Raw genomic sequence first — 14105 nt, 5'->3', positions numbered from 1 at the left:
CGACGTGTCGAGACCCCCGCACCGCCCGGTGGCACCAACCTCACCCAGGCTCCCAACCCCCAACGCGCCGGAACGAAAGAACAAAAGAACGAAGGAGCGAACGAACGAAACGGCGCCAGCCGGCCATCCTCAGTAGTAGGGGTTCTCCCCGGTCGCGTGGTCGGTGGCATCCACCACCTCGCGCACCTCGGGCACTTCCTGTCGGAGCGTCGTCTCGATGCCCTGCTTGAGGGTGACGTCGACCATGCCGCAGCCGTGGCAGCCGCCGCCGAACTGCAGGACCACGTCGTTCTCGGCGGTAACCTCCACCAGGCCGACCTGGCCGCCGTGCGAGGCCACCATCGGGTTGATGCGGGTCTCCAGGACCCAGGCAACGCGCTCTTCGACGGGGGCATCGTCGGCCGGCGCCCTGCCCTTCAGGCCCGGGGCGCGGATGCACAGCTCGCCGCCCATGCGATTGGTCTCGAAATCGATCATGGCACCGTCGAGCGTTTCGGCCGAGGCCTTCTCCACGAACAACTTGAAGACCTGGCAATCCACGTCCTCGTCGCTTTCGGCCTGGTCACCGGGGCCGCAGTAGGTCAGCTCGACATCGGCCGACGGCGTGCCCGGGTTGGTCACGCGCAGGCGCAGGTTGGTGCCGTCGGGCTGCTGGGCCAGCAGGTCGGAGAAGTAGTCGCGGGCGGCAGGAGTGACAGTCAGCATGCTGGGATCGCTTCGTCGGTGTGTGCCTAGAATGTGCCGGCGGCTCAGCCGCCTTTCAAGCGCTCGGCAAGCCAGGGAAGCGAGTGGTCGTAGCGCCAGTCGATGCCCGAGTGCGTGCCGTCGAACTCCTCGAAATGATGGTCGACGCCCTGCTCCACCAGCTTCTGGTGCATCTCGCGGGTGCCGTACTGGATGAAGTACTGGTCACGGTTGCCCACGTCGATCCACAGACCGGCCAGCTCGGCCATTCGCTGCGACTCGGTTTCGACGCGGCGGGCGGGATCGAAGGCCAGCCATCGCGCCCAGACGGCTTCGTCCAGCCGGCAGGTGTGGAGATCGAAGGGCAGGCGCAGCCCCAGCGGGCAGGACTCGTCCGGCGAGTAGCTGGCGGCCATGCACAGCGTCATCATGGTGTGGAACTGCGCACCGCCGGGACGCTTGTCGCCCCAGAAGGTGCGCACGAAGTGTTCCACATCGCCGTCGTGACGGGCCAGCACCCCGGCCGCCTGCGGAAAATCGCCCAGGTAGGCGCGATCGAACCCCGCATCGCCGGCATGGCTCGCGACGGCTGCCCAATGTCCGGGGTGAGAGAGGCTCAGGTGCAGGGCGCCGAAACCGCCCGAGGACTTGCCGAAGACTGCACGGGACGACGCCTCGGGAATCGTCCGGAAGGCGCCGTCGACAGCCGGGATCAGTTCTTCGATCAGGTAGTCGGCGTAGGGCCCCATGGCGGGTGTGTTGACGTACTGGTTGCCGCCCAGGCTGGTGTAGCAGTCCGGAAAGACCGCGATGACCGGGGGCATGGCGCCGGAGTCGATCAGGCGATCGAGCCGCTCGGGCAGGTTCTCGCCATGGTTGCGCCAGTTGACCTGGCCCGGGCCGGCGTTGGTGTAGGCCGCAAGGCACCACAGGACGGGATAGCGGCGGTCGCTGTCGTCGTAGCCGTGCGGCAGGTAGACGGGGTGACGGCGATGCGTCGGGTCCCCCAGGGGATTGCCTTCCAGCAGCCGTGATTCGTGGTCGAAACCGACCACGCGGCCGCGGCGGGCAACGGGATCGGGGCGGAGTCTCGGCATGATCGGGTCTCCGGAGTCGATGGGTCGGCGATCGTAAATGGTACGAGGACGGTCAACCGCTCAGGGGAATCACCTTGCGGTCGCGCCTGGGCACCTTGCCCAACTCCGGCACGAGTTCCAGCAGGATGCCGCGAAGCTCGTTGTTGTCGTAGCGCATCACCGCGGCTTCCGCCCGCTTGAGCTTCTCGTCGATGCCTTCCAGTCCCTGGCTCGCGCCCTGTGAGAGGAAGATCTTCTCGTGGGCGGTGGTGGCGTAGGACTCGTCCTCATGGAAGAGTTCCTCGAACAGCTTCTCACCGGGGCGCAGGCCGGTGTAGACGATCTCGATATCTCGACCCGGCTCCTTGCCGGCCAAGCGGATGAGCTGCTCGGCCAGGAAGCCGATGCGTACGGGCTCACCCATGTCGAGCACGAACACCTCGCCGCCGCGCCCCAGCACGCCAGCCTGCAGGATGAGCTGCCCGGCCTCGGCGATGGTCATGAAGTAACGGGTGATTTCCGGGTGCGTCACCGTGACCGGACCGCCACGCCGAATCTGTTCGTTGAACAGCGGCACAACCGAGCCAGTGGAGTTGAGCACGTTGCCGAAGCGTACCGTGATGAACTTGGTGTCGGAGGCCTGGTTGAGATGCTGGGCATAGAGTTCGGCGATGCGCTTGGTCGCCCCCATGACGTTGCAGGGATTGACCGCCTTGTCGGTGGAAATCAGCACGAAGGTACCGACCCCGTAGCGGACCGCCGCGTCGGCCACCCGGCGGGTACCGACCACGTTATTGCGGAAGGCCTCGCGCACCTGGTTCTGCAGCATGGGCAGGTGCTTGTAGGCGGCGGCGTGGAAGACCACTTCCGGCCGGGCACGCTTGACGACGGTTTCCACCGTGGCGGGGTCGCAGACATCGCCGAGTACGGTTTCGATCATCAGATCGCGGAATTCGGACTTCAGCCGGTAGTCGATGCGGTAGAGGTTGAACTCGCTGTTGTCGAGGACGACCAGGCCGGCCGGATCCAGGCGAGCGATCTGGCGGCAGAGCTCGGCGCCGATCGACCCGCCGCCGCCGGTGACCAGGACGCGCTTGCCGGTCAGGCCGGCGCGAATCGACTCCCAGTCCAGGGAGACGGGCTCGCGCCCGAGCAGGTCGTCGATGGCGACCGGCTTGAGATCGTCGAATCGGGTGAGCGACGCACCGAGCTCCTTGAGTGTCGGCACCGTGCGGAACTCGACGCCGGCGCGCTCGCAGATTTCCACGACGCGCTGCATCTGGGCGTTGGTGGCCGAAGGAATGGCGATGGCGGCCATGTCGAGGTCGGCCTCGCGAGCGATGCGCGGCAGGCTGGCAATGTCGCCGAGTACCGGCACATCATCGATTTCGGTATTTCTCAGCCCTCGGTCGTCGTCCAGGAAGCCGACCACGTCGAATCCCCCCCGGCGGCGAAGTTCGGGCAACAACAGACGGCCTGAACGGCCGGCACCGAGGATGACCGTGCGGTGCGTCTGCCGCCGGCGATGTACTTCCAGGCGCATGTCCTTGAAGACGCGATAGGTCAGCCTGGGGACGCCCAGGTTGAACAGCAGCAGCGCGGGAAAGAGCCAGACCATGAGCACCATCAGCTCCAGCGGCGCTTCCAGCACCAGGAGCACGGCCGCGGCGGATACGGCCGCCAGGATCGCGGCACGCACCAGGTTACCCAGGTCGGGCAGGCTGGCGAAACGCCAGACGCCGCGGTAAAGGCCGGCGCGCCAGTGCAGGAAGCCCTGGAGCACGATCACCAGATTGGCCTCGATCACGACCTGCTGCCAATCCATGGAGGCAGCGCCGAGGAGCCACATCGACGTCAGTCGAGCCAGCAGCCAGGCTGCCGCGACCATGACGAGGTCATGGACGACGACCAGTGCACGCAGATTCAGGAAGGACCCTCGCTTTTCGGGCTGTTCGGTCACGGTCATGCCTTGTCGTTGTTCAATGTCGCAGCCGACTGAACGACCCGCCACCCCACGGCAAGTACCACCGCCAGACCGGCAGCCAGCATGGTGTCCAGATGCGGCCACCTCACGGCCGCCGCGATCATCGGCAACACCAAGAGCACATTGATCAGCGCGTAAAGCCCCAGAACCCTGCCATGGCTCCAGCCCAGATCGAGCAAGCGCTGATAGGCGTGCTGCCGGTGCGCAGTATACCACCGCTCACCGCGAAGCACCCGCGACAGCAGGGTTGCAGTCGCATCGACGACAAAGAGCGCCGAGATCATGAAACTGATCCAAACAGAGATCGCTCCGCTCGACGCCCCCATCACCGCACAACCGGCGACGACGACACCCAGCGCCAGTGAACCCGTATCACCCATGAAAATGCCGGCCGGCGGACGATTCCAGGCGAGAAACCCGCCCCAGGCGCCGGCGCCGGCCAACGCAAAAGCCGCCAGCTGTGACTGACCGGAGGAATACAGCAGCCATGCAGCGACTCCCCCCGCCCACAGACCCTGCATGGCGGCCATGCCGTCAGAGCCGTCCATGAAGTTGTAGAGATTGATCAACCAGACGATCGCTATGGCACCCAGCCCGGTCCATAGCCACCAGGCACGCAAATCGTGTCCGAAAAAACTGACCGAGTCGACCCCGCCGGCGGCCATCAGCAATCCGACAGCGACCGCCATCTGGCAGAACAAGCGCAAGCGGGCCGAGAGTTGATGGCGATCCTCCAGCCAGCCCACGATTGCCATGAACACGACCGCCGTCACCAGAGGCCACCAGGCAGACAAGGCGCCCGGCCATGCCAACCAGGCCAGAGCGAGCGCAATGACGCAGGCCAGTCCACCACCGCGCGGCGTCGGCAGCGCGTGGCTTCGGCGCGAGCCCGGCAGATCCACGATGCGCCTTCTCAGCAACCAGGCACGAAGTGGCGCGGTCAGGATTGCGCTCGCCGCGGCGGCTCCGGCCAGGAGCAGCCAGAACGCCGGTCCGGACATCACTCGCCGAGCACGCCGGTGATGGCCCGGGTGGTGTTCCAGCGACGACATCCCGGGCAGAGCCAGTGCCAGGAACTGCCGCTGAACCCGCAGTGCTCGCATCGATAGCGGGGCTGTCCCTCGAGCAGTCGCTGCAGGATGTCCTGGATCAGCTCGGGGCCCACCTCGTCCAGGCTCACGCCCTGCCGATAGACCAGCTCGATCAGATAATCGAGTCCGCGCACCGTCGGCCGCCGGGACAGGTGCGTCAACAGAAAGTCGACCGCCTGATGAGGATCTCTTTCGGCCTTCATCCTGGCGAGCGCGAGGATGCCGGTCGTCATCGGGCTGCGATCGATCAGTTTCTCGAGCCACGCTTCGAATTCGACCATGAGACCCGCGCGCCTGTGCGCATCGACCATCGTGTCGAAGGCGAAACTGAGGCAATCGGGATCGATCTCGCACGCTTGCCTGAAGTGATCGGCTGCGTCGACCCACTCTCCGTCCCGTGTCGCCAACTCCGCCTGGATCAGATGCGCGCGCGCATTGGCGGGATCGTACCGGCGCGCCTGCCGAAGAGAGCGGCGCGCGCCTTCGATATCCCCCTGGTCGAGGGCCTGGCGGGCGAGCTCGCAGTGAAAGCTGGCAATCAGCGCCGTCGATTTTTCCCCATCGACTTGCTGCAGGCGCCGCGCCTGGGCGATCGCTTTCTCCCAATCCTTCTCCTGCTGGTAGATGTCGAGCAGCTGGCGCACCGGACGGACATGCGAATCGTCGTGATCGAGCAAGTCGGAGAACAGGTACTCGGCGCGATCGAGCAGCCCGGCCTGCATGTAGTCCTCACCCAGCTCCATCAGCGCCTGGGCTCTCTGCTCGTCGGTCAACCCGGGGCGGGTGATGATGTGCTTGTGAAAGCGAATCGCCTTGTCCATCTCGCCACGCCGCCGGAACAGGCTGCCGAGGGCCAGGTGGGTCTCGACCGTATCGGGAGTGACCTCGACCAGCTTGAGGAAGACCTCGATGGCCTTGTCGGGCTGCTCGTTGAGCAGATAGTTCAGGCCCCGAAAGTAGTTGCTGGAGAAAGCGCTGGCACGCTTGCGATTGCGCCGCGCGCTCTGTATGCGGGCCAGGTACCAGCCGCTGGCTGCGGCAATCGGCAGCAGGGTGAAAAGAACGACCAGCTCAGCCATGCTGCCGGTCAGCCAGCTCGGCCCCCTTGCCGTGTCTGCGGGATCGAATCCTTCGTTTCAGGCGCCCGGGAAGAAAGAACAGGAGCCAGGACAGCGCGAGACCACACAGCACACCCACTGCAAGCGCCAACAGGACGAGGCCGCCAAGGGGCAGCGTTAGCTCGGTCAACAGAAGGTCCAGGGTCGCGGGGCTGCCGTTAAGCACGCCGACGACCAGGCCGGCTATCGCGGCCAGGAGAACGAGCAGGATCAGGAGCCAGCGATACATGCGCCGTTCAGTCCGACGCCCCTTCGTTGACCCGCTCCCGCAGCGCCTTGCCCGGCTTGAAGTGCGGCACGTACTTGCCCGGCAAAGCCACCGACTCGCCGGTACGGGGGTTGCGGCCCATGCGCGGCGGACGGTAATGCAATGAAAAGCTGCCGAATCCGCGAATCTCGATCCGATCCCCCTCCGACAGCGCACGGCTCATCTGCTCGAGGATGCAGCGCACTGCCAGTTCGACGTCGGCCTGGCTGAGGTGATTCTGTTCACCCGCCATGCGTTCGATCAATTCGGATTTGGTCATAACCGCTCCCCGTGCGGAACCGGCCGGGCGCCGCCGCGGTGCAGCGGCGCCGGCTCACGGATGTCGTCTCAGTCGTCCTTGTTCTCGAGCTGCTCTTTGAGCAGGTCGCCCAGCGTGGTGCTGCCGCCGCTGCGGGACGTCTTGTACTGGTCGACGGCTTCGGCCAGTTCATCGTCGTCCTTGGCGCGAATCGACAGCGTCAGGTTGCGGGTCTTGCGATCCAGGGCGACAAACTTGGCTTCGATGTCGTCTCCTTCCGACAGGATCTTGGTGGCGTCGTCGACGCGCTCCTTGGCCAGGTCGGAGGCCTTGATGTAGCCGTCCACGCCGTCGGCGAGTTCGACCACGGCACCTTTCGGATCGACTTCCTTGACCTTGCCGGTCACGATCGAACCGCGCGGATGCTCGGCCATGTAAGTCGCGAACGGATCCTGCTCGAGCTGCTTGATGCCCAGCGAGATGCGCTCACGCTCCGGATCGACGGCCAGCACCGTGGCCTCGACTTCCTCACCCTTGCGGAAGTTGCGGATGGCTTCTTCGCCCGGGGTCATCCAGGAGATGTCGGACAGGTGGACCAGCCCGTCGATGCCGCCGTCCAGGCCGATGAAGATACCGAAGTCGGTGATCGACTTGATGGCGCCGGAGACCTTGTCGCCCTTGTTGTGCGTGGCGGCAAAGGCTTCCCAGGGGTTCGGAGTGCACTGCTTCATGCCCAGCGAGATGCGGCGACGCTCTTCGTCGACATCCAGCACCATGACCTCGACTTCCTGGCCGACGTGCACGACCTTGGCCGGGTTGACGTTCTTGTTGGTCCAGTCCATTTCGGAGACGTGAACCAGGCCCTCGACGCCGTCCTCGATCTCGACGAAGCAGCCGTAGTCGGTGATGTTGGTGACCTTGCCGAACAGGCGGGTCGTCGGCGGATAACGGCGATCGATGTTTTCCCAGGGATCGTCACCCAGCTGCTTGAGACCCAGCGAAACGCGCATGCGCTCGCGGTCGAAGCGCAGCACGCGCACTTCCAGCTCGTCGCCCACTTCCACGACTTCGGAAGGATGACGAACACGCTTCCAGGCCATGTCGGTGATGTGCAGCAGGCCGTCGATGCCGCCCAGGTCCAGGAACGCACCGTAGTCGGTGAGGTTCTTGACCACACCCTTGACCACCGCGCCCTCGGTCAGGCGTTCGATCAGGTCTTCGCGCTCGGCGGCGTATTCGTGTTCGACCACCGCGCGGCGGCTGACCACCAGGTTGTTGCGACGACGATCGAGCTTGATGATCTTGAACTCGAGGTCCTTGCCCTCGAGGTAGGCCGGATCGCGCACGGGACGAACGTCCACGAGCGAACCGGGCAGGAAGGCGCGGATGCCGTCGATGTTGACGGTGAAACCACCCTTGACCTTGCCGCTGATCTGACCGATCACGTTGTCTTCGTTTTCGTAGGACTGTTCCAGCTTGGTCCAGACCCGGGCCCGTTTGGCCTTCTCGCGCGAAAGGCGGGTTTCGCCGAAACCGTCCTCGACGGTGTCCAGCGCGACTTCCACCTCGTCGCCCACTTCCACTTCCAGCTCGCCGTCGGGCTGGCGGAACTGGTGGATGGGAACGATACCCTCGGACTTCAGCCCGGCATTGACGACGACCACGTCGTCGCGGATATCGACAATCTTGCCCATGACGATCGCCCCGGGGCGAAGGTCCTTCTCGGCAATACTCTGTTCAAATAGTTCGGCAAATGATTCGGTCATTACGTTTGGTTCTTCCTGCAAGATCTGCGCGGCGTTGGCGTTCAATGTCCGCTTGTCTCTCTGGTTTCCGCGTCCCTTGAAAGACGCTCGTGAAAAAATCCGACCGCCGCCTCACGCGGGGCCGGGACTTCGCTCGGTTCCTTTTCACGACCGGGCCGATTCGGCGGCCAGATCGAGGATGCGTTCGACCACCTGCTCCAGCGTCAGTTCGGTCGAGTCGATGACCGCCGCATCCGGCGCCGGAACCGTCGGTGAGACGGCCCGCTCACGATCCCTGCGGTCGCGCTCGGCAAGGTCGTGAAAAAGACGGGAGAATTTAACACTTTCCCCTTTTTCTTTCAACTGTTTATGCCGACGGCGTGCGCGCTCCTCCACGCTGGCGTCGAGAAACACCTTGACCGGGGCGTCCGGAAAAACCACCGTCCCCATGTCACGGCCGTCCGCCACCAGCCCGGGAGGGCGCCGGAACTGCTGCTGCAAGCCGAGCAGCGCCCGGCGCACGGCCGGGCGGGAAGCAACCCGCGAGGCCATGACCGACACGGCCTCGCTGCGCAGGCGCTCGTCGACCGGCCGCCCCTCGAGCAGCACCGCGATACCGTCCTCGCTCGACTGGAACTGAAGGTCCAGGTTCTCGCACAGCGACACCAGGGCGAGATCATCCTCGGGATCCACTCGGCGGTCCAGAGCTGCAAGCGCCACCGCCCGGTAGACGGCCCCGGAGTCGAGCAGGTGCCAGCCGAGCCGCTCGGCCACGATCGCCGAAACCGCGCCCTTGCCTGCGCCGGAGGGGCCGTCGATGGTTAAAACCGGGACTGAGGAATCGGAGACATCGGACATGGGACTGTCTTTTGGTGTTTTGGTGTTTTGGACGCTGACGCCACATTATAGGAGGGTTGCGAACCCGATCTCTGGCGACAGTCTCTGCCAACCAAAAAACCAAAAAACCAACCAACCAAAAAACCAAGTCATTCCCACACCATCTCCGCCCCCAGGGCCCGAATGTCTTCCACGAAGCCCGGATAACTCGTCTCGATCCACTCGGCGTTGTCGATCGTCACCGGCGCCTCGGCGACCAGGGCCAGCACCGCCAGGCTCATGGCCACGCGGTGGTCGCCGTGGCTGTCGACCTCTCCGCCGCGCACCGGCCCGCCGGTAACGACGGCGCCGTCGTCGAGTTCCTCGACGGCGACACCGAGTCGGGCGAGCTCCCGGCACATCACGGCAATGCGGTCGGATTCCTTGACGCGCAGCTCGCTGGCGCCGCGGATGCGCGTGACGCCTTCGGCCGCGGCGGCCAGGGCCATGATCAGGGGAAACTCGTCGATGGCCAGCGGCACCTGCTCCGGGGCGATATCGATACCGGCCAGCGCACTGCCCTCGACGGTCAGCCGGCCCAGCGGCTCGCCGCCGTCGGTGCGGTCGCCTTCGATGGCGACCTGCGCGCCCATGTGTCGAACGATATCGACGAAGCCGCTGCGCGTGGGGTTGAGCCCGATGCCCTCGAGTTGAATGGCCGAGCCCCCGACCAGCAGCCCGGCCGCGAGGGCAAAGGCCGCCGAGGAGAGATCGCCCGGCACCTTGATCCGCGTGCCCGACAGGACCTGTCCGCCACTGACGGCGACGCCCGGCTCGCCGTCGTGCAGCCCCACGCCGAAGGCCGGCAGCATGCGCTCGGTGTGGTCGCGGCTCACGCCCGGCTCCACGACCACCGTCTCGCCCTCGGCGAAGAGCCCCGCCAGCAGGATGGCCGACTTGACCTGGGCACTGGCGACGCTGAGGGTATGCCGTCGCCCGGTCAGCTTCGACGGCTCGATCACCAGCGGTGCCCGACCGTCGCGGCTTTGGATGCGCGCGCCCATGCGCGCCAGCGGCTCGATGATCCGCGCCATCGGCCGGCGCGAGAGCGACTCGTCGCCCACCAGCTCGATAGCAGCGCCCTGCAGGTCCGGGTGGCCCGCCAGCGCGCCGGCCAACAAGCGAATGCCGGTGCCCGAGTTTCCCAGGTCGAGCGGACCCGCCGGCGGTTTCAGCGATCCACCACGAATGCGGATAACACCGCCGGATTCCTCGACCCGGGCACCGAGCTGCTGCATCGCGCCCAGCGTCGCGCGGGTGTCGGCGCTGTCGAGGAAGCCATGGATCTCGGTCTCGCCGCCGGCCAGACCGCCGAGGATGGCGGCCCGATGCGACACGGATTTGTCGCCGGGCGGCCGGTATCGACCGCCCAGCGCAAGGGCGGCGGGATGAACGGTCAGGCGCATCGTGCGGCCGCGGGGATCACTGGAGGATTTCCGACAGCGCAGCCAGCAGCCGCTCGTTCTGCTTGCGCGTGCCGATGGTGATGCGCAGGTAGTTGTCCAGGCCGTAATTGCCCACCGGACGCACGATCACCCCGCGCTTGAGCAGTGCTTCGTTGAGCTCGGCGCCGGAGCGGTTGAAACCGACGAGCAGGAAATTGGCCGCCGAGGGGATGACGGTCAGCCCCAGCTTCTCGAAACCCTCGCTCAACTGCCGCATGCCCTCGCTGTTGACGCGGCGGGTCTCGGCGATGAATTCATGGTCGTCGAGCGCGGCGCGGGCGGCCGCCAGAGCCGGCGCGTTGACGTTGAAGGCCGGCCGGACGCGGTTGAGCATATCGGCGATGCCCGGGTTCGACAGAGCGTAGCCCACCCGCAGGCCGGCCAGGCCGTAGGCCTTGGAGAAGGTCCGGGTCACGACCAGGTTCGGGAATTCTTCCAGCCAGGTCGAGGCGTCGCCCAGGGTGTCGGACTCGGCGTATTCGGTATAGGCCTCGTCGACGACGCAGATGACGTGCGGCGGCAGGGAGCCGACGAAGTCCTTAAGCCGCTCGCCCGACAGCCAGGTGCCGGTCGGGTTGTTCGGGTTGGCGACGAAGACCAGGCGCGTGTCGTTGCCGACGCGGTGGAACAGCCCGCGGAGATCGTGCCCCAGCGGCATGGTCGCGTGGTCGGCGGGCAACGCCGGCGCGATGTTGGCTTTCGCGCCCACCATCTGCGTGGCGATCGGGTAGACGGCGAAGGCATACTGCGAGAACACGGCCTCCAGGCCCGGCTGCAGGAAGGCCTGGGCCAGGAACACGAGCACGTCGTTGGAGCCGTTGCCCAGGGTGATGGCTTCCACGGGAACGCCGTGCTTCTTCGCCAGGGCCTGCTTGAGGTGGAATCCGTTGGCGTCGGGATACAGCCAGACGTCATCGAGCTCGGCCCGGGCGGCCTCGATCGCCAGGGGGCTGGCGCCCAGGGGGTTCTCGTTGGAGGCCAGCTTGATCGAGTCGGTGACGCCGTACTCGCGCTCGAGCTCGGAAATCGGCTTGCCCGGCAGGTAGGGCATGAGCTCCCGCACGCCCGGTGCGGCCAGGTCGGAGTAATCGCGTTGCTTCATTCAGATTCCTTCCAAAAAAACCAAAAATCCAAAAACCTAATTGTCCACAGATGAACACAGATAAACACAGATGGAAAACACCAGCCGTCCGAAACCTTTGCGAGCTATAGATACTTTCCGCTGATCTTCAGATTCCGAGAGAACAGAATCTCTTCTTGATTCGGTTCTTCTTTTTTCTTTTATCTGTGTTCATCTGTGTTCATCTGTGGACGAATTTTTCTTTTGACCTTTTGCCTTACTCCCGCTCCCCCGGCAGGCGACCGACGACGGCGCGGGGGTAGCAGCCGAGGATGCGGACCTGGGCGGCGCGGCTCTCGATTTCCGCCAGCGCATCCTTCAGGCCGGGATCGTCCACGTGACCTTCGACGTCGATGAAGAACACGTAGTCCCAGCGCCGCTCGCGCGAGGGCCGCGATTCGATCCGGGTCATGTTGACGCCGTGCTTCGACAGCGGCTCGATCAGGTCGAACAGCGCGCCCGGGCCGTCCAGGCCGGCGACCATCAGGGTAGTCTTGTCCTCGCCCGAGGGCGGCAGCAGTTCGCGGCCGAGCACCAGGAAGCGCGTCGTATTGTCGGCGTGATCCTCGATATTGGCAAACAGTACGGGGATGCCGTAGATCTCGGCGGCGTTGCGCCCGGCGATGGCGGCTGCATCGGGCGCGTTGCGAACTCGCCGGGCCGCCTCGGCATTGCTGGACACGGCGATCAGTTCGGCATGCTCCAGGTGTCCGGCCAGCCACATCCGGCACTGGGCCAGGGACTGCTGGTGCGCGTAGACGCGCTCGATGTCGTCGAGCGAGCGGGCGCGGGTCAACAGGTGCTGGTGAATCCGCAGCTCGACTTCGGCCGCGATGCGGACATCCGAATGCATGAACATGTCGAGCGTGTGGGTGACGATCCCCTGCGAGGAGTTCTCGACCGGCACGACACCGAAATCGACCTCGCCGCCCTGCACGCGCCGGAACACCTCGTCGATGCCGGTCTCCGCACTAGCGCTGACCGAATGGCCGAACTGCGCGAAGACCGCCTGCTGGGTGAAGGTGCCCTCCGGCCCAAGATAGGCCACGCGCAGCGGTTCCTGCTGCGCCAGACAGGCCGACATGATCTCGCGGAAAACGCGCAGCATGACCGAATCGGCCAGCGGGCCCTCGTTACGCTCGATCACCCGGCGAAGAACCTGGGCCTCGCGGTCGGGCCGGTAGTACTCGGCCGGCGTCGCGGCCTCGCCCTTGGCCGAGCGCACGGCCTGCGCCAGTCCGGCCCGCTCGGCGATCAGCGCCTGGATGCGCTCGTCGAGCGCATCGATCCGGCGCCGAATCTCGTCGAGATCGATCTTGGCCTTATCCGAACCGTCTTTCGAATTCCCGCATGAACTCAACGAGGGTCTCCACCGCTTCCAGGGTCTGGGCATTGTACAGGCTGGCCCGCAGGCCGCCGAGGGCGCGATGCCCCTTGAGGCCCTGCAGGCCCGCTGCCTCGGCCTGCTCGACAAACGGCATGACCAGCGACTCGTCCGCCGGCCAGAACGGTACGTTCATGACCGAGCGACAGTGGTCGGCTACGGGATTGCGCCAGAAGTCCGACTCGTCGATGGCGCGGTAGAGCACGCCGGATTTCTCGCGGTTGCGCGCCGCGATCGTTTCGAGCCCCCCCTGGCGCTCGATCCAGCGCAGCATTTCCAGGGCCGTGAACCAGGCCAGGCTCGCCGGCGTGTTGTACAGGCTCAGATCCTTCGCCCAGCTGCGGTAGTCGAGGAAACGCGGCAAGCTGTCGGGTACCCGCTCGAGCAGGTCGCGCCGCACGAGCACCACGGTCAACCCGGCGATTCCGAGATTCTTCTGGGCGCCCGCGTAGGTCACCGCGATGTCGCGGTAGGGATAGGGCCGCGACAGGAATTCGGAGGACATGTCGGCGGCCAGCGGCACGGCCACGCGCGGCGGGTGCTCGTACTGCAGCCCGTGAATGGTCTCGTTACCGGTGTAATGCAGGTAGGCGCAATCGGCCGGCAAATGCCCCATTTCGGGCAGGTCGGTAAAATCGCTTTCTTCGCTGCTGCCGACTACCTGCGTGCGCGCGACGCACTCGGCTTCGGCCAGGGCCTTCTTGCCCCAGTGCCCCGATATCAGGAATGCCGCCGTGCGGTCGGCAGCCAGATTCATGGGCAGCTGTGCAAACTGACAATTCGCCCCGCCGTGCAGCAGCAGCACGGCGTGCTCCTCGCCGATGCCGGTCAGCTCGCGCAGCCGCTGGTGCAGCTCCTCGGCCAAGGCCATGAACCGCGGCCCACGATGCGAAACCTCGGCGATCGAAGGCGCACCGTCGGCCGAAGGCGCCAGCGCCTCGCTCAGGCGCTCGCGAACCCCGAGCGGGAGCATGGCGGGGCCGGCGGAGAAGTTGTGCATTGGCATGCAGGGCTCAGGTTTCAGGTTTCAGGTTTCAGGTTTCAGGTTTCAGGTTTCAGGTTTCAGGTTTCAGGGT

At 65.7% G+C, this 14105-nt stretch carries 13 protein-coding genes; all 13 read right to left on the bottom strand.

What is annotated here, in order from left to right; translation table 11 throughout:
* Window positions 1-129: 129 nt before the first annotated feature.
* The 13 genes from DZC52_RS06335 to serC all read right to left on the bottom strand — a co-directional run bounded on the left by DZC52_RS06335 (window position 130) and on the right by serC (window position 14035).
* Entirely contained in the window at window positions 130-705 is a 576-nt protein-coding gene (locus tag DZC52_RS06335; RefSeq protein WP_116650289.1) for a NifU family protein, read from the bottom strand.
* A 44-nt stretch (window positions 706-749) separates the two neighbouring features.
* On the bottom strand, window positions 750-1781 hold the full coding sequence (locus DZC52_RS06330; RefSeq protein ID WP_116650288.1) for an alpha/beta hydrolase: 1032 nt from the start codon (window positions 1779-1781) through the stop codon (window positions 750-752).
* Window positions 1782-1833: 52 nt separating this feature from the next.
* Window positions 1834-3720 carry a polysaccharide biosynthesis protein gene (locus DZC52_RS06325; RefSeq protein WP_220338285.1) on the bottom strand — a complete coding sequence of 629 codons (1887 nt, stop codon included), beginning with the start codon at window positions 3718-3720 and terminating at the stop codon, window positions 1834-1836.
* A gap of 2 nt (window positions 3721-3722) precedes the next feature.
* Window positions 3723-4745, bottom strand: coding sequence for an MraY family glycosyltransferase (locus DZC52_RS06320; protein ID WP_181918814.1), 1023 nt, complete (start codon window positions 4743-4745; stop codon window positions 3723-3725).
* A complete protein-coding gene (gene lapB, locus DZC52_RS06315; protein WP_116650285.1) occupies window positions 4745-5914 on the bottom strand; it encodes a lipopolysaccharide assembly protein LapB in 1170 nt (389 codons plus the stop codon). The genes DZC52_RS06320 and lapB overlap by 1 nt, the downstream gene beginning before the upstream one ends.
* Window positions 5907-6182 (bottom strand): lipopolysaccharide assembly protein LapA domain-containing protein, encoded by a 276-nt coding sequence (locus tag DZC52_RS06310; protein WP_116650284.1) that lies wholly within the window; start codon window positions 6180-6182, stop codon window positions 5907-5909. Before DZC52_RS06310 ends, lapB begins: the two co-directional genes overlap by 8 nt.
* Window positions 6183-6189: 7 nt before the next feature.
* Window positions 6190-6480: an integration host factor subunit beta gene (gene ihfB / locus DZC52_RS06305; RefSeq protein ID WP_116650283.1), complete on the bottom strand. Its 291-nt coding sequence runs from the start codon at window positions 6478-6480 to the stop codon at window positions 6190-6192.
* A gap of 68 nt (window positions 6481-6548) precedes the next feature.
* The gene (gene rpsA / locus DZC52_RS06300; protein ID WP_281268747.1) at window positions 6549-8270 is read right to left on the bottom strand and encodes a 30S ribosomal protein S1; all 1722 of its coding nucleotides are present in this window, start codon (window positions 8268-8270) and stop codon (window positions 6549-6551) included.
* Between the two features lie 99 nt (window positions 8271-8369).
* Window positions 8370-9062 (bottom strand): (d)CMP kinase, encoded by a 693-nt coding sequence (gene cmk, locus DZC52_RS06295; protein ID WP_116650282.1) that lies wholly within the window; start codon window positions 9060-9062, stop codon window positions 8370-8372.
* A gap of 128 nt (window positions 9063-9190) precedes the next feature.
* Window positions 9191-10486: a 3-phosphoshikimate 1-carboxyvinyltransferase gene (aroA, locus tag DZC52_RS06290; RefSeq protein ID WP_116650281.1), complete on the bottom strand. Its 1296-nt coding sequence runs from the start codon at window positions 10484-10486 to the stop codon at window positions 9191-9193.
* Between the two features lie 16 nt (window positions 10487-10502).
* Window positions 10503-11627, bottom strand: coding sequence for a histidinol-phosphate transaminase (gene hisC, locus DZC52_RS06285; RefSeq protein ID WP_116650280.1), 1125 nt, complete (start codon window positions 11625-11627; stop codon window positions 10503-10505).
* Window positions 11628-11862: 235 nt separating this feature from the next.
* Window positions 11863-13005, bottom strand: coding sequence for a prephenate dehydratase (pheA, locus tag DZC52_RS06280; protein ID WP_181918813.1), 1143 nt, complete (start codon window positions 13003-13005; stop codon window positions 11863-11865).
* On the bottom strand, window positions 12968-14035 hold the full coding sequence (serC, locus tag DZC52_RS06275; protein WP_116650278.1) for a 3-phosphoserine/phosphohydroxythreonine transaminase: 1068 nt from the start codon (window positions 14033-14035) through the stop codon (window positions 12968-12970). Before serC ends, pheA begins: the two co-directional genes overlap by 38 nt.
* Window positions 14036-14105 lie beyond the last annotated feature (70 nt).

It is taken from the genome of Wenzhouxiangella sediminis (genome assembly GCF_003410055.1).
Taxonomy (GTDB): domain Bacteria; phylum Pseudomonadota; class Gammaproteobacteria; order Xanthomonadales; family Wenzhouxiangellaceae; genus Wenzhouxiangella; species Wenzhouxiangella sediminis.
The sequence above is the reverse complement of the archived record's forward strand: the minus strand, read 5'-3'. Positions and strand labels throughout refer to the sequence as shown.